At 73.2% G+C, this 18,169-nt stretch carries 16 protein-coding genes; 11 read left to right on the forward strand and 5 right to left on the reverse strand.

The window, feature by feature from the left end; translation table 11 throughout:
• Positions 1 to 97 precede the first annotated feature (97 nt).
• From O2W14_RS06025 to O2W14_RS06055, 7 genes are all read left to right on the forward strand, one after another.
• Positions 98 to 1,672: a mannitol dehydrogenase family protein gene (locus tag O2W14_RS06025; RefSeq protein WP_269175171.1), complete on the forward strand. Its 1,575-nt coding sequence runs from the start codon at positions 98 to 100 to the stop codon at positions 1,670 to 1,672.
• A complete protein-coding gene (locus tag O2W14_RS06030) occupies positions 1,669 to 2,499 on the forward strand; it encodes an HAD family hydrolase (RefSeq protein WP_269175172.1) in 831 nt (276 codons plus the stop codon). The genes O2W14_RS06025 and O2W14_RS06030 overlap by 4 nt, the downstream gene beginning before the upstream one ends.
• A complete protein-coding gene (locus O2W14_RS06035; protein ID WP_269175173.1) occupies positions 2,496 to 3,620 on the forward strand; it encodes a CDP-glycerol glycerophosphotransferase family protein in 1,125 nt (374 codons plus the stop codon). The genes O2W14_RS06030 and O2W14_RS06035 overlap by 4 nt, the downstream gene beginning before the upstream one ends.
• Before the next feature lie 2 nt (positions 3,621 to 3,622).
• Complete coding sequence (locus O2W14_RS06040; RefSeq protein WP_269175174.1) at positions 3,623 to 4,444, forward strand: phosphocholine cytidylyltransferase family protein; 822 nt, start codon at positions 3,623 to 3,625, stop codon at positions 4,442 to 4,444.
• A gap of 255 nt (positions 4,445 to 4,699) precedes the next feature.
• A complete protein-coding gene (locus O2W14_RS06045) occupies positions 4,700 to 6,190 on the forward strand; it encodes a hypothetical protein (RefSeq protein ID WP_269175175.1) in 1,491 nt (496 codons plus the stop codon).
• Between the two features lie 105 nt (positions 6,191 to 6,295).
• Positions 6,296 to 7,294 (forward strand): lipoyl synthase, encoded by a 999-nt coding sequence (gene lipA, locus O2W14_RS06050; RefSeq protein WP_269175176.1) that lies wholly within the window; start codon positions 6,296 to 6,298, stop codon positions 7,292 to 7,294.
• Positions 7,295 to 7,365: 71 nt separating this feature from the next.
• Positions 7,366 to 8,220, forward strand: coding sequence for a DUF4191 domain-containing protein (locus tag O2W14_RS06055; RefSeq protein ID WP_269175177.1), 855 nt, complete (start codon positions 7,366 to 7,368; stop codon positions 8,218 to 8,220).
• A gap of 120 nt (positions 8,221 to 8,340) precedes the next feature.
• Here the strand turns inward: O2W14_RS06055 and O2W14_RS06060 are convergent, their stop codons facing one another.
• Positions 8,341 to 8,766: an RDD family protein gene (locus O2W14_RS06060; protein WP_269175178.1), complete on the reverse strand. Its 426-nt coding sequence runs from the start codon at positions 8,764 to 8,766 to the stop codon at positions 8,341 to 8,343.
• A gap of 167 nt (positions 8,767 to 8,933) precedes the next feature.
• On the opposite strand from O2W14_RS06060, the gene glnA reads away from it, so the two are divergent.
• Positions 8,934 to 10,367, forward strand: coding sequence for a type I glutamate--ammonia ligase (glnA, locus tag O2W14_RS06065; protein ID WP_269175179.1), 1,434 nt, complete (start codon positions 8,934 to 8,936; stop codon positions 10,365 to 10,367).
• Between the two features lie 151 nt (positions 10,368 to 10,518).
• Here the strand turns inward: glnA and O2W14_RS06070 are convergent, their stop codons facing one another.
• Both O2W14_RS06070 and O2W14_RS06075 read right to left on the reverse strand, forming a co-directional pair.
• Positions 10,519 to 11,247: a glutamine amidotransferase gene (locus O2W14_RS06070; RefSeq protein ID WP_269175180.1), complete on the reverse strand. Its 729-nt coding sequence runs from the start codon at positions 11,245 to 11,247 to the stop codon at positions 10,519 to 10,521.
• Between the two features lie 34 nt (positions 11,248 to 11,281).
• Positions 11,282 to 11,674, reverse strand: coding sequence for a hypothetical protein (locus O2W14_RS06075; RefSeq protein WP_269175181.1), 393 nt, complete (start codon positions 11,672 to 11,674; stop codon positions 11,282 to 11,284).
• Between the two features lie 280 nt (positions 11,675 to 11,954).
• On the opposite strand from O2W14_RS06075, the gene O2W14_RS06080 reads away from it, so the two are divergent.
• Complete coding sequence (locus O2W14_RS06080; RefSeq protein ID WP_269175182.1) at positions 11,955 to 12,836, forward strand: DUF4349 domain-containing protein; 882 nt, start codon at positions 11,955 to 11,957, stop codon at positions 12,834 to 12,836.
• 21 nt (positions 12,837 to 12,857) lie between these two features.
• Here O2W14_RS06080 and O2W14_RS06085 read toward each other — a convergent pair whose 3' ends face one another.
• The gene (locus O2W14_RS06085) at positions 12,858 to 13,061 is read right to left on the reverse strand and encodes a YbdD/YjiX family protein (protein WP_269175183.1); all 204 of its coding nucleotides are present in this window, start codon (positions 13,059 to 13,061) and stop codon (positions 12,858 to 12,860) included.
• Positions 13,058 to 15,265 carry a carbon starvation CstA family protein gene (locus O2W14_RS06090; RefSeq protein ID WP_269175184.1) on the reverse strand — a complete coding sequence of 736 codons (2,208 nt, stop codon included), beginning with the start codon at positions 15,263 to 15,265 and terminating at the stop codon, positions 13,058 to 13,060. Before O2W14_RS06090 ends, O2W14_RS06085 begins: the two co-directional genes overlap by 4 nt.
• Before the next feature lie 224 nt (positions 15,266 to 15,489).
• Here O2W14_RS06090 and O2W14_RS06095 point away from each other — a divergent pair, with 224 nt between their 5' ends.
• Together O2W14_RS06095 and O2W14_RS06100 are read left to right on the forward strand one after the other, a co-directional pair.
• Positions 15,490 to 17,034: a methyl-accepting chemotaxis protein gene (locus O2W14_RS06095; protein WP_269175185.1), complete on the forward strand. Its 1,545-nt coding sequence runs from the start codon at positions 15,490 to 15,492 to the stop codon at positions 17,032 to 17,034.
• Positions 17,035 to 17,120: 86 nt separating this feature from the next.
• Positions 17,121 to 18,134, forward strand: coding sequence for an iron-containing redox enzyme family protein (locus O2W14_RS06100; RefSeq protein ID WP_269175186.1), 1,014 nt, complete (start codon positions 17,121 to 17,123; stop codon positions 18,132 to 18,134).
• Positions 18,135 to 18,169 lie beyond the last annotated feature (35 nt).

Below are 18,169 nucleotides of genomic sequence, written 5' to 3' on the forward strand. Positions count from 1 at the left end.
CGGCAGGCGGCAGTCCCACGGGCCGTCGCGGAACCCGGAGCGGGTGGTGGGCGCCACCGTGCGCGAGGAGCGTTGAACGGCTGAGAGGAGGACGTCGATGGAACAGCTCGCCCAGTACGGCACCGGCCCCACCGGCGCCTCCACCGCCCCCGAGGCGGTCCCGCTGTCCGAGCTGACGCTCCCCCACCACGCCGCCCGGGTGCGGGTGCCCTCCTACGACCGGGCCGCCCTCACCCCCGCCGTCGTCCACTTCAGCGTGGGCGGCTTCCACCGGGCCCACCAACTGGTCTACCTCGACGACCTGGCCGAGACCGGCTGCACCGACTGGGGTGTGGTCGGCGTGGGCCTGCACTCACCGCAGATGCGCGACGCCCTCCGACCGCAGGACCACCTCTACACGGTCGTCGAGCGCAGCAGCGCCGGCGAGCGGGCCCGCGTGATCGGCTCGATGGTCGACTACCACTTCGCCCCCGACTCCCCGCAGACCGTGCTGGCGGCGCTGACCGACGAGCGCACCCGGCTGGTCACCATGACCATCACCGGCAACGCCTACCGGATCGACGCCGGCACCGGCCGGTTCGTCCCCGACGACGCGGTCCACGCCGACCTGGCAGACCCGCACCACCCGCGGACCCTGTTCGGCTACATCGTGGAGGCCCTCGACGTCCGGCGGGGGCGCGGGCTGCCCCCGTTCACGGTGCTGTCCTGCGACAACATGCAGTCCAACGGGGAGGCCGCCCGTGCCGCGGTCGTCGGGTTCGCCCGACTGCGCGACCCCGACCTGGCCCGCTGGATCGACGAGCGGGTCACCTTCCCCGGGAGCATGGTCGACCGGATCACCCCCTCGACCAGCCTCGCCGACCGCGACGGGATCGCCCGGCTGTTCGGCGTCGCCGACCGCTGGCCGGTCGTCACCGAGCCGTTCTCCCAGTGGGTCCTGGAGGACTCCTTCTGCAACGGCCGCCCGCCCTTGGAGCGGGTGGGCGTGCAGCTCGTCGCCGACGTCGGCCACCACGAGCTGATGAAGACCCGGCTGCTCAACGGCAGCCACTCCGCGATGGGGCACCTGGGCGAGCTGGCCGGGGTCACGTGGGTCGACGAGTTCCTGGCCGACCCGGTGCTGGGCCGCTACGTGACCGCGCTGATGGCCGAGGAGGTGGCACCCCTGCTGCCCGCCCCCGACGGCATCGACCTGGACGCCTACCAGCGCAGCCTGCTGCGTCGCTTCGCCGACCCGGCGACCGGTGACCGGCTGGACCGGCTGTGCCGCCGCGGGTCGTCGAAGATCCCGCTGTACGTGCTGCCCTCGCTGCTCACCGCCCGGGCGCAGGGCCGCCCCTCCCGGCTGCTCACCCTCGCCGTCGCGGGCTGGTGCCGGTACCTGCAGGGCACCGACCTCGCCGGCCGGCAGCTCGTGCTGGCCGACGACCGCGCCGAGCAGCTCGGGCTGCTGGCCCGCGCCGGCGGCACCGACCCCCGGCCGTTGCTGTCGGTCGACGCCGTCTTCGGCGACCTGGCCCGCGACGAGGACCTCGTCGCCGACCTCGGCGCCGCGCTCGAGCAGCTCGAGGAGCTCGGCGTCCGGGGTGCCGTGGCCGTCGCGCTCGCCGAGGACGACGTGGCCGCCGTCCCGGCGCGTCCCCCGTCGTCCGGCGCACTGCTGCCGGCATGACCACCCGTCCGACCCACCCCACGGAGGAGGCGCCCGCCATGCCCCGGCTCACCGATGCGCTCATCGAGCCACTCGAGGCGCTGCTCTGCGACGCGGACGGGAACCTCTTCCCCTCCGAGGAGCCGGCCTTCGTCGCCTCGGCCGAGGTGACCAACCGCTTCCTCGCCGCACACGGCGTCGACCTGCGGTTCACCGCCGAGGAGCTCCGCCTGGCCACCACGGGCAAGACCTTCCGGACGACGGCCGCCGAGCTGGCCGCCGCCGCCGGCGTCCCCGTGACCGACCTGGACAGCTGGGTCGCCCAGGAGAAGACCGCCGTCACCGCCCACCTGGGCCGGGTGCTGCGGCCGGACGCCGAGGTCACCGCCGCGCTGACCGCCTTCGATGCGCACCTCACCCTGACCGCGGTCAGCTCCAGCGCGCTGACCCGGCTGGCCGCCTGCTTCACCGCCACCGGCCTGGACGAGCTCGTCCCGCCGGCCGACCGGTACAGCGCTGAGGACTCCCTCCCGACGCCCACCAGCAAGCCCGACCCGGCGGTCTACCTGTACGCCTGTGCCGACCTCGGCATCGAGCCGGCCCAGGGCCTGGCGGTGGAGGACTCCGTCCCCGGTGCCCTGTCCGCCGTCCGGGCCGGGTGCCCGACCGTGGGCAACCTCTGCTTCGTGGCCCGGGCCGAGCGGGCCGAGCGCGAGGCGCAGCTGCGGGCGGCCGGCGTCCTCGCCGTCGTCTCCTCCTGGACCGAGCTGACGGAGCTGGTCCTGCCTGTCCTGGAGCGCCGTCCGGCGTCCCGGTCCTCCCTCGTCCGGACGGGTGGTCTGCGTTGAACGTCGTCCTCAACAGCTTCCGCGGCATGTACTCCGACAGCCCGCGCGCGCTCTTCGAGGCGCTGGTCGAGCGCGGCGACGACCACGCGTACACGTGGCTGGCCGCCGCCGACCGGATCGGGGACTTCCCCGCCGGGACGACGACGGTCGAGTTCGGCAGCGCCGCCGCGGTGGCCGCGCTCGAGGCCGCCGACATGGTCGTCTCCAACGACCACATCGGCTTCGACTGGGACAAGTCCCCCGGCACCACGTACCTGCAGACCTGGCACGGCACACCGCTCAAGCGGATCCACAACGACGTGCTGTGGGCACCGGAGGGCCGACTGGCCTACCTGGACACCGAGATCGCCCGCTGGGACGCGCTGCTGTCGCCGAACGCGGTGAGCACCCCGCGCTTCCGCAAGGCCTTCGGCTTCACCGGCCCGGTGCACGAGACCGGCTACCCGCGCAACGACGTCCTGAGCTCCCCGGAGCGCGACCGGATCCGGGCGCAGGTCCGGGCCGAGCTGGACGTCCCCGAGGGCGCCACCGCGGTCCTCTACACCCCGACGTGGCGCGACGACCAGGTGTTCAACGCCGCCGAGGGCGACCCCCAGCACTCGTTCCCGCTCGACCTCGGTGAGTTCGCCGCGGCGCTGGGCGAGGACCACGTGCTCTTGCTGCGCGTGCACCAGATGGTCTCCGACCGGCTGGACCTCGCCGACGGGTCCCCGATCCGCGACGTGTCCAGCTACCCGGACATCAGCTTCCTCTACCTGGCGGCCGACGTCCTGGTCACCGACTACTCCTCCACGATGTTCGACTTCGCCGTCACCGGGAAGCCGATCCTCAACTTCACCTACGACCTGGACTACTTCCAGGACGAGCTGCGGGGCTTCTACTTCGACCTCGCCGAGGCCGCCCCGGGTGAGCTGCTGAGCACCAGCGACGAGGTGCTGGCCGCCATCGCCGAGCTCAGCCGGGCACCCTGGGTGCCCACGGAGCGCTACGACCGGTTCCGCGAGACCTTCTGCTCGCTGGAGGACGGACACGCCACCGAGCGCGTCCTCCAGCTGTTCTTCCCGGCCGGCCCGCCTGGGCCGACGGGTGCTGCACCCACGCACGACGGAAAGAGGAGATGAGCATGCGCACTGCTGACCCGATCCTGACCGGGGGCCGCGATCAGCGGTCGCAGCCGGCCGCTGCCGGCCGCCCCTCCGCCACCGTGCAGACCGCCCCCCAGGTGGTCGTCCTGGCCGCGGGCATGGGCACCCGCCTCGGCCGCAAGCTGCCCAAGCCGCTCACCCCGCTGATGGACGGCCGCAGCATCATGTCCCAGCAGCTGGACGGCGTCCGCGCGGTCTTCGGCGCGCACACCCCGGTGACCGCGGTCGTCGGCTACCGGGCCAAGGCCGTCATGCGGGCCCAGCCGGACCTGCTGTTCGCCTTCAACCCCGACTTCGCCACCACCAACACCTCGCAGAGCCTGCTGCGCGCGCTCCGGTCCTCGCAGACCGGCGGCGTGCTCTGGCTCAACGGCGACGTCGTGTTCGACCCGGCCGTGCTCGACCACGCCGCACCGCTGGTGGCCGCCGACCAGAGCTTCGTCTGCGTCGACACCTCCACCGTCGCCGAGGAGGAGGTCAAGTACACCCTCGACGAGGAGGGCTTCATCGCCGAGCTGTCCAAGACCGTGGTCGGCGGGCTCGGTGAGGCGGTGGGCATCAACTACGTGTCCGGTGCCGACAAGGCAGCGCTGGTCGAGGCCCTGTCCACCGTGGAGATGACCGACTACTTCGAGCGGGGCATGGAGCTGGCGATTCAGCGGGCGGGCGTGCGGTTCCGCCCGCTGGACATCTCCCGGTTCTCCGCCGTCGAGGTCGACTTCGACGACGACCTGCAGCGGGCGAACACCTGGCTGGGCTCCCGGGCCGCCCTGGAGCCGCTGGCCTCCGAGCTGGACTGACCCACCCCCGCACGACAGCGCCCCGTCCCCCGGTGAGGGGACGGGGCGCTGTCGCGTCCGCAGGGAGCCCCTCGCGCGGACCCGGCCGGGGTCGCCTGGGGATCGGCGGCTGCACGCGCCGACCGGGACCGGCGATCCGGACGGCGGCGCGCCGTGCGCACCGGCGCTCCGCCGGGTGCCCGCACCGGTTCGGGGTGTGCCGCGGGACGCCAGCGGGCAGGATGATCGAGAAGCGATCAACTCGGAGGTGCTGGAGTGTTCCGCAAGAAGAGCCCGACAGAGGTCATCGGGGCCGAGTTGCAGGAAGGGCTGGCGCACCTGGGCCTGGCTGCGGCCGAGGCCCGCCGGGCCGCGGCCGAGCAGCTGCGCCCGCAGGTCGACGCAGCGACCAGGGCCGCGACCGTGGCCTACGCCACCGAGGTGGCCCCCCGCGTGGAGGCCGCCGTGGCCGCCCTCACCCCACAGCTGGACGCCGCCCGCGAGGTGCTGGTGCCCCGGCTCGACGCCGCCCGGGAGAACCTGGCGCCGCGCATCGAGGCAGCGCGCGAGAACCTCGCCCCGCGCATCGAGGCCGCACAGAAGGCCTACGAGTCCGACGTCGTCCCGCGTCTGGAGGCGGCCACCAAGGCAGCCCGGGCCAACCTGGAGACCGCCGTCGCCGCGGCCACGCCGCGCATCGAGGCCGCCCGCGGGGCGAGCGGTCCCGCGCTCGAGGCCGCCGCCAACGCCGCCCGGGCGAACCTGGAGACCGCGGTCGCGGCCGCCACGCCGCGCATCGTGGCCGCCCGGGACGCCGCGGGGCCGAAGATCAGCGCCGCCACCGCCGCGGCCACGGCCTACGCCGCCCCCAAGGTGACCGCCGCCCGTGACGCCGCGGTGCCGGCGCTCGACAGCGCCCGGGCCAGCCTGGCCGCGCAGGCGGACTCCGCCCGCGCACTGATCGACGCACGCAGCGCCGAGATCGCCGCGACCGCGGCGACCCTGACCGCCGCCACGGCCAAGCAGACCGAGAAGGTCCGCAAGGACGCCGCGGCCGCCGCCGACACGGCCCGCGCCGAGGCCGCCGTCCGGCTCGCCGCGCTGCGCGCCGCCGCCGACGCCAACTACTCGGCCGCGGGCAAGAAGGCCGAGAAGCTGGGCAAGAAGGCCGACAAGCTCTCCAAGCAGGCCGCCAAGCGGCGGGCTGAGCTGGAGAAGGCCGTCGCCGAGGCCCGCAAGGAGGCCGGCAAGCGCACGGCGAAGACCGTCACCACGGTCAAGCGGAGCGTGGGCATCGAGAAGCAGCCGCGTCGGTGGCCGTGGGTGGTGGCCGTCCTGGCCGCCGTCGCCGGCGTCGCCGTGGTGGTCCTGCGCAGGAAGAACACGAACGACCTGTGGAACCCGGCGCCCTCCGGCGACGGTCCCGTGCCCAGCTACCGAGAGGACCCCGTGTCCAGTTCACCGAGCACCCCCGCAGGCGGTACCGAGTCCCCCGAGGCCCAGGGGAAGACCGTCTCCTCCGCCATGACCGCCCCCTCGGACTCCGGTCCGGTCGAGGGCGGCATCGGCGCCCTCGAGGCCCAGCCCGCCTCCGGCCGCGACGAGCCCAGCAACCAGGACCGTCCGACCACCGCGACCGGGACCACGAACGACCCCGACAGCCCGGTGGCCACCGCGGCACCCGACAGCTTCACCGAGTCCCCGGGCAGCGCCGGCAACACCGCACCCAGCCGGGGCACCCGTCCCGACGAGGACGCCGCCGGCTGACCTGCCGTCCACCGCACCACACGTCCTGCGAGGGGGCCCGGCCACACGGCCGGGCCCCCTCCGCACGTCCCGGGTCGTCCGGGGGCCGGGAGTACGGTTCTCGGCATGAGCCTGGGCATGGAGGAGGCCGCTGTGACGGCCGGACCGGCCGCTTCTGCGGCGTCCCCGATCGAACCGGCCGGACGCAAGATGCTGCGTCTGGAGGTCCGCAACAGCCAGACGCCCATCGAGCGCAAGCCCGAGTGGATCAAGACCAAGCTGAAGACGGGTCCGGAGTACACCGAGCTCAAGTCGCTGGTGAAGCGCGAGGGCCTGCACACGGTGTGCGAGGAGGCCGGCTGCCCCAACATCTACGAGTGCTGGGAGGACCGCGAGGCCACCTTCCTCATCGGCGGTGACCAGTGCACGCGGCGGTGCGACTTCTGCCAGATCGACACCGGCAAGCCCGCCGACTACGACACCGACGAGCCCCGCCGCGTCGCCGAGAGCGTGGTCTCCATGGGCCTGCGGTACGCGACCATCACCGGCGTCGCCCGCGACGACCTGCCCGACGGCGGCGCGTGGCTGTACGCCGAGACGGTCCGCCAGATCCACGAGCAGATCCCCGGCTGCGGCGTCGAGCTGCTGATCCCGGACTTCAACGCCGAGCCCGACCAGCTCGCCGAGGTCTTCTCCTCCCGCCCCGAGGTGCTGGCGCACAACGTGGAGACCGTGCCGCGCATCTTCAAGCGGATCCGCCCCGGCTTCCGCTTCGAGCGGTCCCTGTCGGTCATCACCGCCGCCCGCGAGGCCGGGCTGGTCACCAAGTCCAACCTGATCCTGGGCATGGGCGAGGAGCCGCACGAGGTCGTCGAGGCCATGCAGGCACTGCACGAGGCCGGCTGCGACCTGCTCACCATCACCCAGTACCTGCGGCCCAGCGTCCGGCACCACCCGGTCTCGCGGTGGGTCAAGCCCGAGGAGTTCGTCGAGTTCAACGCCGAGGCCGAGCGGATCGGCTTCGCCGGCGTCCTCTCCGGCCCGCTGGTGCGCAGCTCCTACCGCGCCGGCCGGCTCTACCAGCAGGCCGCCGAGGCCCGCGGGCTGACCGTCACCACCCGCTGAGCTCACCCCTCCCGGCGACCCCGGACGCGCGCCGCGCGGACGGGGCTCGCCGGGGCCCTATCCTCGTGGGCATGGCACGCAGCAGGTCCACCGACTCCCCCGCCCCCACCGGCAAGGCCGGTCGGGGCCCGGCCGGCGCGTCCGGTCGCCACACCGGCGCCACCGCCGTCGGTGCCACCGGCAAGCCCGGCAAGGCGCCCAAGGCCCCGAAGCTGGGCAAGGACGGCAAGCCCAAGGGCTCCCGGCTGGCCAAGCTCAAGGGCCAGGCCGGGATGATGCGCCAGGCCTACACGCTCACGTACAAGAACGACCCCAAGCTCCCCTGGGCCATGCTCATCGCCTTCGTGGTGGTGTTCGCGGTGGTCGAGCTGATCGGCGTGCTGCTGAGCTCGCCGCTGATCTTCCTGCCCTTCGCCGTCCTCTTCGGGCTGCTCGCCGCGCTGATCGTCTTCGGACGGCGTGCCCAGGGCTCGGCCTACAAGCAGGTCGAGGGCCAGCCGGGTGCCGCGTCCTGGGTGCTCGAGGGCATGCGCGGTGACTGGCGGGTCAGCTCCGGCGTGGCCGGCACCCGCGAGCTCGACGCCCTGCACCGCGTGCTCGGCCGCCCCGGGATCATCCTGGTCGGCGAGGGCAACACGCAGCGGGTGCGCGGGCTGATCGCCGCGGAGAAGCGCCGGATGGCCAAGGTCGTCGGCGACACCCCGATCTACGACGTGGTCGTCGGCGACGGCGAGGGCCAGGTGCCGCTGAAGAAGCTCAGCACCCACGTCATGAAGCTCCCTCGCAACCTCGACGGCGCCGAGGTCAACTCCTTGGGCAAGCGGATGGCCGCGCTGGGCACCCAGCGCCTGCCGATGCCCGGCGGCCCGCTCCCCGGCGGCCGCCAGATGTCGGTCAGCCAGCGGCAGGTCCGCCGCCGCGGCTGACGCAGCCCCAGCACGAGGACGCCCCCGGTCGCCGCTGCGACCGGGGGCGTCCGTGCGTTCCCGGCCTCGTCCGGAGGCTCAGCGCGAGCCTGCGAGTGCTGAGTGGGACGAGGTCCTTCGTCAGACCCGGTCGCGGATGACGGCGGTGTCGGTGAGCCGGTCGTGCAGGCCGCGGCCGTCGGCGTCGACCACCAGCGCCGGCACCAGCAGCATGAGCAGGCCGGTGCGGACCAGCGCCCGCCACAGCGCCAGCCGCTGCCCGGTGCTCGGGTGCGCGAGCCGCAGGCCCAGCAACCGCATGCCCGGCGTCTGGCCGGTGAGCACCAGGAAGACCACGGTGATCACCCCGAACGCCGGCAGGCTCCACAGTCGGGGCAGCTCGGGGGCGGTGACCAGGCCGGCGACGAAGGCCGCGGCCACCGAGTCGACCAGGTAGGCGGCGATCCGACGTCCGAAGGGGGCCAGTGAGCCGGGGCCCTTCGCGGGCAGCCCCAGTGCGGAGCCACGGGCGGGTTGCTGAGAGGGTGAGACGTCGTCCCTGGCCATGCCGCCAGCGTATGTCCCGGCCCGCAGCACCCCCGCGGGGCAGGACATACGCGCCCGGCGCGACACGCCGGGGGCCGGTGTTACCGCCCGGAAACACGAGAGACACCGCAGGGCAACCGCCCGCTCGTAACTTGCGGCTCGGCTGTCCGCCCACTCCCGGAGGATCGATGTTCACCAGTCCCGACGAGGTCTTCGCCTACATCCGCGACAACGACGTGCGCTTCGTCGACGTGCGGTTCTGCGACCTCCCCGGCGTCATGCAGCACTTCACCATCCCCGCGGAGACCTTCGGGCCCGACACGTTCAGCGACGGCCTGGGCTTCGACGGCTCGTCGATCCGTGGCTTCCAGACGATCAACGAGTCCGACATGCTGCTGCTGCCCGACGCGAGCAGCGCGTACGTCGACCCGTTCCGCATCCACAAGACGCTGAACATCAACTTCTTCATCCACGACCCGATCACACGCGAGGCCTACAGCCGCGACCCGCGCAACGTGGCGAAGAAGGCCGAGGCCTACCTGGCCAGCTCCGGCATCGCCGACACCGCGTACTTCGGCCCCGAGGCCGAGTTCTACGTCTTCGACTCGGTGCGGCACGACACCTCGATCAACGAGGGCTACTACCACATCGACGCGATCGAGGGTTCCTGGAACTCCGGCTCGCTGACCGGGGAGAACGGCGGCCCGAACCTGGGCTACAAGACCCGGCAGAAGGGCGGGTACTTCCCCGTCGAGCCCGTCGACCACCAGAGCGACCTGCGCGCCCAGATGATGGTCAACCTGGCCGGCGCGGGCCTGGAGCTCGAGCGGGGCCACCACGAGGTGGGCACCGGCGGGCAGGCCGAGATCAACTACAAGTTCGACACCCTGCTGCGCTCGGCCGACAGCCTGATGCTGTTCAAGTACATCATCAAGAACACCGCCTGGGCCGCGGGCAAGACCGCCACCTTCATGCCCAAGCCGCTGTTCGGTGACAACGGCTCGGGCATGCACTGCCACCAGAGCCTCTGGAAGGACGGACAGCCGCTCTTCCACGCCGAGACCGGCTACGCGGGCCTGTCCGACACCGCCCGGCACTACATCGGTGGCCTGCTCAAGCACGCCCCCTCGCTGCTGGCCTTCACCAACCCGACGGTCAACAGCTACCACCGCCTGGTGCCCGGCTTCGAGGCCCCGATCAACCTGGTCTACTCCGCGCGCAACCGCTCGGCCTGCACCCGCATCCCGATCTCGGGTGACAACCCGAAGGCCAAGCGCATCGAGTTCCGGGTGCCGGACCCCTCGGCCAACCCCTACCTCGCCTTCTCCGCGATGCTGATGGCCGGCCTGGACGGCGTGAAGAACCGGATCGAGCCCCCGGCCCCGGTCGACAAGGACCTCTACGAGCTGCCGCCCGAGGAGGCCCTGGGCATCGAGAAGGTGCCGGCGTCGCTGGACGCGGTGCTCGACCGGCTCGAGGTCGACCACGACTACCTGCTCGACGGCGGGGTGTTCACCCCCGACCTGATCGAGACGTGGATCGAGTACAAGCGGGAGAACGAGATCACCCCGATCCGTCTCCGCCCGCACCCGCACGAGTTCGCGATGTACTACGACATCTGATCCACGTCGTGCTGCACCCGCGCAGCTGAACGACCAGGAGAGCCGGTCCCCCTGGGGGCCGGCTCTCCTGCCGTTCGGCGGCAGGACGACCGGGACGACCAGTGCGAGGGCGTCCCGTCTCCCCCGCCCCGCGACGACGGCACGCCGTGGGTCAGGCGTACCGGGCGACGAAGTCGGCCAGCATCCGGCCGGGCTCGGTGACCACCGCCGGCGCCAGGCGGGCCACCAGGGCATCCCGCTCCGCGGGCGGGTAGTACCCGGCGTGCTGGTAGACGTCCACCCGCGTGATCAGTGCCTCGAGGTCCAGCTCCGGGTGGAACTGGGTGGCGTACAGGTTCTGCTTCACCCGGAACACCTGCACCGGGCAGGTGGCGGAGCCGGCCAGCAGGACCGCGGTCGGCGGCAGGACCCGGCAGGCCTCCTTGTGCCCGACGAACGCGTCGAACTCCGCGGGCAGGCCGGCCAGCACCGGGTCGGTGCGCCCGGCCTCGGTCAGCCGCACCCGGACCGCGGAGATCGGCTCGGCGTACGTCCGGTCGATGACGCCGCCCTGGTGCACCCCGAGCGTCCCGACCCCGTAGCAGGCACCAAAGAAGGGATGGTCACGCGCGACGATCTCGTCCAGCAGCACCGACAGCTCACGCTCGACCCGCTGCTGGACGACCGACTTCTGCGACGGCGGGTCACTGGAGTTGAACGGGCCCCCACCGACGAACACCCCGGCGTAGCGGTCCAGGTCGATCTCCGGCAGGGGGCCTGCCTCCATGCGGACGCGGCGCAACTCGTCCGGCGCCAGCCCGGTGGCGCGCAGGAACGACTCGTACTCGTCGTCGGCGGCCAGGTCCTCCGCGCGGGAGGAGAGCAGGAGGAAGGGCCGCACGAGGGGCGAGCTTAGGCCGGGTCGTCCCGCGGGGTCAGGCGACGTCCTCCTGGGGGACGTCGAGGTCGAGGGACACCATCGCCTCGTTGGTGTGCAGGCTGAGCAGCCAGGGGCCGGCGACGGCGCCCACCGACGAGCCCGCCTGCTCGGCGACGGTGGCCACCTGGGCGGCGATCAGGTGCCGGGCGGCCTGGTAGACCTCGGCCGCGGTCACCGCCACCTCCAGCTCGTCCAGCCACAGCCGGCCGTCGGGCAGCACCCGCACGTCGGGCCGGGCGCCCCAGCCGAGGTCGGCGGCGGCGCTGCCGACCAGCGAGATCCCGGCCCGCAGCTCGCTCGCCTGGCGCTCCCGCCGTGCCTGCGCCGCTGCCCAGCCCGCCGCGCCCTGGCGGCCTCCGGTGTCGTCCCCGTGTGCCTCGGTCCCCATCGGTCGTCCTCCTCAACGCGGTGCCCTGGTCGTCCGTGGGACACAGCGTGGGGGCGCGGGGCCGGTGCACGGCGCAGGCGCCGCGTCCGCTGTGCCGCAGGGGCGCCACCGGGGCGGGTGGGACGAACCGTCGCGCGCCGGACCCACCCGGGTCCCTCCGGCGGGACCACCGTCGCGCGGCCGGCCAGCCCCGGGACGACGGCGCCCGCACATCCCGCTGGGCGTCACGATCCGGTGTCGATGCTGGTCAGCGGCGCGTCGGAGGTCCTAGCGTGCCGCCATGAGGCGCTTGCGCAGCACCGCTGTCACCGTCCTGGCCGTCGTCGCACTCGCCGGCTGCAGCGCGTCCTCCGACTCGGCGTCGGACGCGTCGGGCGCGGCGGGCACGGCGGCCCCCGCCGTCGACGTCCCCGTGCCCGGGACCCCCGAGGTGGCGCCCGGCGTCCCGACCCAGGCCCAGCCGGACCGCCAGGTCGTGCAGACCGGCTCCGCCTCGGTGGCCGTCGAGGACCCCGCCGCCGGTGCCCAGCGGGTCAGCGAGCTGGTGGAGGCCGCCGGTGGCCGGGTCGAGGAGCGCACCGAGCAGGCCGCCTCCCAGGACGAGGAGGACGGCGCGGGCGCCTCCGCCGACCTGGTCGTGCGGGTGCCGGCCGACGCACTGACCGGCGTCCTGGCCGACCTGGAGGAGCTCGGTGACGTCGAGTCCGTGTCGGTGTCCCGCTCCGACGTCACCGCCACCGTGGTCGACCTGGACGCGCGCATCTCGGCGCTGCAGAGCTCCGCGACGCGGTTGCAGGGCCTGATGGACGGCGCGGCCACCACCGAGGCGCTGCTCGCGGCGGAGAAGGCGCTGTCGGAGCGGCAGTCGCAGCTGGAGTCCCTGCAGTCGCAGCGGGCCTCGCTGGCCGACCAGGTGGAGCTGTCGACGCTGCGGGTGCAGCTGCGGCCGTTCGGCGTGGCCCCGGTCGGCGGGCCGGACGGGTTCCTCGAGGGGCTGGGCACCGGCTGGCGCGCGCTGGTCACGACCGTGGGTGCGACGCTCGTCGTCCTCGGCGTGGTGCTGCCGTGGATGGCGGTCGCCGCTCTGCTGACCGCCGGGGCGCTCGCCCTGCTCCGGCTGGTGCGCCGGCGCTCCTCGGTGGAGGCGCCGGCGCAGGGGTGAGCGCCCCTCCCTCGTGTCAGGTCAGCAGCAGCGGCTGACCGGGTTCCGCTCGATCGCGTCAGACCGGCGGCGCTCGAACTCCCGCCGGGTCAGCGGTGCGTGCCCGTGCGCGGCGCACTCGCGCAGGTGGTCGTCCCAGCGCGCCTCGCCGCTCCACTCGCGCAGGTACCAGCGCACCCCGCGGCCGGCCCGGACGACGGCGGAACGGACGTCGGCGGCGGTCACTGCTGACCGCCCCCGCTGCCGACCAGCCGCTCGTGGTCGGCCTGCGCCCGCTTCTCCTCGGCGGTGGCGAACAGGCCCGAGGGCTCCACGAGGGCCGACGGGACGGCCGGCTCCTCCGTGGTGGGCAGGCCCCCGGCGCGGACGGCGCGGGCGATGACCACCACGGCGTTGACCACCACGACCAGGACCAGGACGGCGAACAGGCTCTGCAGCACACCGTTGAGGGTGGAGTTGAAGACCACCTGGTCCATCTGCCCCTGGTCCTTCGCCGGTGCCAGCAGCTGGCCGGCGTCCCGGGCGTCGCGGTAGCGGTCGGCCTGGGCGAAGTAGCCGATCGCCGGGACGTCGGAGAAGACCTTCTGCCAGCTGGCGGTCATCGTGACGATCAGGTCCCAGGCCAGCGGGATGCCGGTGACCCAGGCGTAGCGCAGCTTCCCGTGCTTGATCAGCAGCACGGTGACCAGGGTCAGCGCGATGGCGGCCAGCAGCTGGTTGGCGATGCCGAACAGCGGGAAGAGCTGGTTGACCCCGCCCAGCGGGTCGGTCACGCCGATGTAGAGCACCGACCCCCACAGCCCGACGACGACCGCGCTGGCGATGACGTTGCCCGGCCGCCACGACAGGTCGCCGAACTTCTTCCAGACGTTGCCGATCGTGTCCTGCAGCATGAACCGGCCCACCCGGGTGCCGGCGTCGACGGCGGTGAGGATGAACAGCGCCTCGAACATGATCGCGAAGTGGTACCAGAAGGCCTGCAGGTTGCCGCCGAACGCGTCGCTGAAGATCTGCGAGATGCCGACGGCCAGGGTCGGGGCGCCACCGGTGCGGGAGATCAGGGTCGGCTCCTGGACCGCGGCCGCCGCGGCGGCGAGGTCCTGGGCGGAGGTGTCGAACCCGAAGCCCTGGACGAAGGTGGCCGCGGACTCGACCGCGCCACCGGTGGCGCCGGCCGGGCTGTTCATCGCGAAGTACAGGCCCTGGTCGATGACGCAGGCGGCGATGAGCGCGCTGATGGCCACGAAGGACTCCATCAGCATGCCGCCGTAGCCGATGAGCCGGACCTGGCTCTCCTTGGCCACCATCTTCGGCGTCGTCCCCGAGGCGATGAGGGCGTGGAAGCCCGAGAGCGCACCGCAGGCGATGGTGATGAAGACGAACGGGAACAGCGACCCGGCGAAGACCGGTCCGGTGCCCTCGCGGGCGAAGTCGGTGATCGCGTCGGCCTGCAGCACCGGCCGGGCGATGAGCAGGCTCAGGGCGAGCAGGACGATGACGCCGACCTTCATGAACGTCGACAGGTAGTCGCGCGGGGTGAGCAGCAGCCACACCGGCAGCACCGAGGCGACGAAGCCGTAGACGACCAGCGCGAGGACCAGCCACTCCTTGGACAGCGTCAGCGCGTCGGCGAGTGCGCTCTCCTGCACCCAGCCGCCGCCGATGATGGCCAGCAGCAGCAGGACGACGCCGATGCCGGTGGCCTCCAGCACCCTCCCTGGTCGCAGCCGGCGCAGGTACAGGCCCATGAAGAGCGCGATCGGGATGGTCAGCGCGATGGAGAAGACGCCCCAGGGCGACTCGGCGAGGGCGTTGACCACGATCAGCGCCAACACGGCCAGGATGATGATCATGATCGCGAAGACGGCGATCAGGGCGGCGACGCCGCCGACGACGCCGATCTCCTCGCGGACCATCTGCCCGAGGCTCTTGCCGTTGCGGCGCATCGAGAAGAACAGCACCGTCAGGTCCTGGACGGCGCCGGCGAAGATGACGCCGACGACGATCCAGATCGTGCCGGGCAGGTAGCCCATCTGCGCGGCGAGCACCGGCCCGACCAGCGGCCCGGCGCCGGCGATGGCGGCGAAGTGGTGGCCGAAGAGCACCCGCCGGTCGGTGACGTCGAAGTCGACGCCGTTGTGCAGCCGCTCGGCCGGGGTGGCCCGCCGGTCGTCGGTGCGCAGCACCGTCCGGGCGATGAACCGGGCGTAGAAGCGGTAGGCGATCGCGTAGGAGCACAGCGCCGCGAACAGGATCCACAGCGCCGAGACAGTCTCCCCGCGGGACAGCGCGAGCACCGTCCAGGCGACCGCGCCCGCCAGGGCCACCGCCGTCCAGACGAGGACCGAGCGCACCGACAGCCGACGACCGGCCGGGCCGCCGGGGGGTCGCGCCGGACCGGTGTCGTCCCGGGTGTAGGTCGTGGACATGCGCGCGCCTCCGGACCACAGCGGCGTCGCCGTTGACGCCGTCGGCAGCGATCATAGGGCCCCGGCGCGGCCGCGTGAGACCGGTGTCACAACGGACCGCGCGCGTCACCCCGGGGACGCCACCGTTCCCGTCCACATGCCGCCCCGCCCTGCCGAGAAGGAGAGGAGACGGGTCAACAGCCGGCGGGAGCACCCGCCGCACGGGGCGGCGGAAGAGGACGAGGATGAGGCGGCGCAACAGCGGCCAGGAGAAGGCAGCGGTGCCGGCGGCCATGCCCCGGGACGTCGAGGCGGTCGAGCAGGTCATCGCCGTCCTCGACCGGGGCGTCACCGACGACAAGGACGCCCACCAGAAGGTCACCGAGGAACTGGTCCGACAGCTGGACCTCTCCTACGGCGCGGTGTGGCTGCCCGGCCCGGACGGCTTCCACCGGTTCGGCGAGTACGGCCCGCTGGCGCCGGCGATGGCGGCCTCGACGTCGGCACGCGTCCGGAGCATCACCGCCGCCGACGGCTACGGCGGTCAGGCCATCCGGACGAAGACGGCGGTGCTCGTCGGCGAGGCCAGTGACCCCGCGACCTGCCTGCGCTGGGGTGGCGCGCTCACCGCGGGCGCCACCCACGGGTGCATCCTGCCGCTGGTGGAGAACGGGACCGTGACCGCCCTCCACGAGTACTACAACCGCGGCGAGATGCCCTTCACCGGCGCCCGGCAGGGCAAGTGGGACTCGCTGGGCCGACTGCTCGGCCACGCCCGGCGGTCCGCCCTCGCCAAGGCCGAGCTGCAGGAGAACCTCGACGACCGCGTCGCGGTCACCTCCGTCGTCACCGAGCTCGGTGCCGCCCGCGACCAGGCCGGCGCGCTGCGCCTGGCGCTGGACACCGTCCGGGAGGCCTTCGGCTGGGCCTACGGCTCCTACTGGGCACTGGACGAGTCCGCGAACGTGCTGCGCTTCCAGCAGGAGTCCGGCTCGGCCGGTGAGGAGTTCCGCAAGGTCACCCTGGCCGCGTCCTTCGCCGAGGGCGTGGGCCTGTCCGGGCGCGCGTGGAAGACCCGCGACCTGTTCTTCACCGCCGACATCGGCGAGATGACCGACTGCGTGCGCGCCCCGGCCGCCCAGCGCGCCGGGGTGAAGTCCGGCGTGTGCTTCCCGCTGCTGGTCGGCGGCCGCGTCATCGGCACCATGGACTTCTTCGTCACCGAGACCATCGAGCTGTCGGACTCCCGGGCCTCGGCGCTGCGCAACGTGCAGCAGCTGGTCTCCCAGCGACTGGACGTGCTGCGTCGCACCGAGGAGTCCGCGGAGAACGCCCGCGAGCTGCTCGACACCGTCTCCCGGCTGCGCGAGGCCGCGAGCGACGCCGGGCGGGTCGCCGAGAGCGCCGTCAGCCAGGCCTCCACCATGACCAGCGAGGTGCTGGCCCTGGACGAGGCCTCCGCCGCCGTCGGTGAGGTCATCCGGATCATCTCCGGCATCGCCGACCAGACCAACCTGCTGGCCCTCAACGCCACCATCGAGGCCGCCCGCGCCGGTGAGCTGGGCAAGGGCTTCGCCGTCGTGGCCAGCGAGGTCAAGGACCTGGCGCGGGAGACCGCCAGCGCCACCCAGAAGGTCTCCGACCAGATCGCCGGCATCCAGGCCAGCAGCAAGGCCGTGGCCACCGGCATCCACACCACCGCCGAGATCATCGGCCAGCTCGACGTCGTCCAGGCCCGGATCGGTGAGGTGCTGGAGGAGCAGGCCCGGATGGCGTCGGCCTTCGAGTGACCGCGGTGCCCGGCCGGGTACGCCCGGCCGGGCACCCACCCCGCCACGGGGGTTCGGGACCGGGGTCGGCTGGGCACAATCGACCCATGCGCCTTCCCAAGCCCCGGGGTCCCCTCAGCACCGCCCTGTGCGCGGACCTCGCCGCCGGGTCGACCCTGAGCAGCCAGACGCTCGCGGTCGGCTACGCCCTGGCCGCCGCAGCGGAGGACCCGCTGACCGACGAGGACCTCCAGCTCGCCCTGGCCGTCTGCTACGAGCTGCACTACCGGGGCTTCGACGAGGTCGACGACGACTGGGAGTGGAACCCCGAGCTGCTGCGCCTGCGCGCGGTGCTCGAGCAGCGGCACCTGGCCGCCCTGCAGTCCCTCGTCAGCCCGGTCGCGGTCACCGCCGACCCGGTCGACCAGCAGCTCACCGCCGTCATCGCCGCCGACGACGGCCCGTCGCTGTCGCGGTACCTGGCCCGGCACGGCACTCATCAGCAGTGGCGCGAGTACCTCACCGTGCGCAGCGTCTACCACCTCAAGGAGGGCGACCCGCACACCTGGGCGATCCCCCGGCTGAGCGGGCGGGCGAAGGCCGCGATGGTGGAGATCCAGGCCGACGAGTACGGCGGCGGCTCCCCCGAGCGCATGCACAGCCAGCTCTTCGCCGGCCTGATGCGCGACCTGGACCTGGACGACACCTACGGCGCGCTGTGGGACGACGCCCCGGCGGTGGCGTTCACCTCGGTCAACACGATGTCGCTGTTCGGGCTGCACCGCCGGCTGCGCGGGGCGTCCCTGGGCCACCTCGCCGCGGTGGAGATGACCTCCTCCGAGCCCAGCCGCCGGTACTCCAGTGGGCTCAAGCGCCTCGGGTTCGGCCCCGGCACGACCGTCTTCTACGACGAGCACGTGGAGGCCGACGCCGTCCACGAGCAGATCGCCTCGGTCGACATGTGCGGCTCGCTGGTCACCGACGACCCGGAGCTGACCGCCGACGTCCTGTTCGGTGCCCAGTGCTCGCTGGCCCTCGACGGGCTCACCGCCCACCACCTGCTCGGCGCCTGGGAGGCCGGCCGTTCGGGCCTGCGCGTGCAGGAGCCGGTCACCGTGTGATGAGGCCCCTCCCGGCCCCGCAGCGGGGCCGGGAG

The organism is Modestobacter sp. VKM Ac-2986, assembly GCF_026967795.1.
In the GTDB taxonomy this organism is placed as follows: domain Bacteria; phylum Actinomycetota; class Actinomycetes; order Mycobacteriales; family Geodermatophilaceae; genus Modestobacter.

Bases quoted from the DNA above. Each gene is read 5' to 3' on its own strand.
- O2W14_RS06025 (WP_269175171.1), top strand. From the start codon at position 98: ATGGAACAGCTCGCCCAGTACGGCACCGGCCCCACCGGCGCCTCCACC.
- O2W14_RS06030 (WP_269175172.1), top strand. From the start codon at position 1,669: ATGACCACCCGTCCGACCCACCCCACGGAGGAGGCGCCCGCCATGCCC.
- O2W14_RS06040 (WP_269175174.1), top strand. From the start codon at position 3,623: ATGCGCACTGCTGACCCGATCCTGACCGGGGGCCGCGATCAGCGGTCG.
- lipA (WP_269175176.1), top strand. From the start codon at position 6,296: ATGAGCCTGGGCATGGAGGAGGCCGCTGTGACGGCCGGACCGGCCGCT.
- O2W14_RS06055 (WP_269175177.1), top strand. From the start codon at position 7,366: ATGGCACGCAGCAGGTCCACCGACTCCCCCGCCCCCACCGGCAAGGCC.
- O2W14_RS06060 (WP_269175178.1), bottom strand. From the start codon at position 8,766: ATGGCCAGGGACGACGTCTCACCCTCTCAGCAACCCGCCCGTGGCTCC.
- glnA (WP_269175179.1), top strand. From the start codon at position 8,934: ATGTTCACCAGTCCCGACGAGGTCTTCGCCTACATCCGCGACAACGAC.
- O2W14_RS06075 (WP_269175181.1), bottom strand. From the start codon at position 11,674: ATGGGGACCGAGGCACACGGGGACGACACCGGAGGCCGCCAGGGCGCG.
- O2W14_RS06080 (WP_269175182.1), top strand. From the start codon at position 11,955: ATGAGGCGCTTGCGCAGCACCGCTGTCACCGTCCTGGCCGTCGTCGCA.
- O2W14_RS06090 (WP_269175184.1), bottom strand. From the start codon at position 15,265: ATGTCCACGACCTACACCCGGGACGACACCGGTCCGGCGCGACCCCCC.
- O2W14_RS06095 (WP_269175185.1), top strand. From the start codon at position 15,490: ATGAGGCGGCGCAACAGCGGCCAGGAGAAGGCAGCGGTGCCGGCGGCC.
- O2W14_RS06100 (WP_269175186.1), top strand. From the start codon at position 17,121: ATGCGCCTTCCCAAGCCCCGGGGTCCCCTCAGCACCGCCCTGTGCGCG.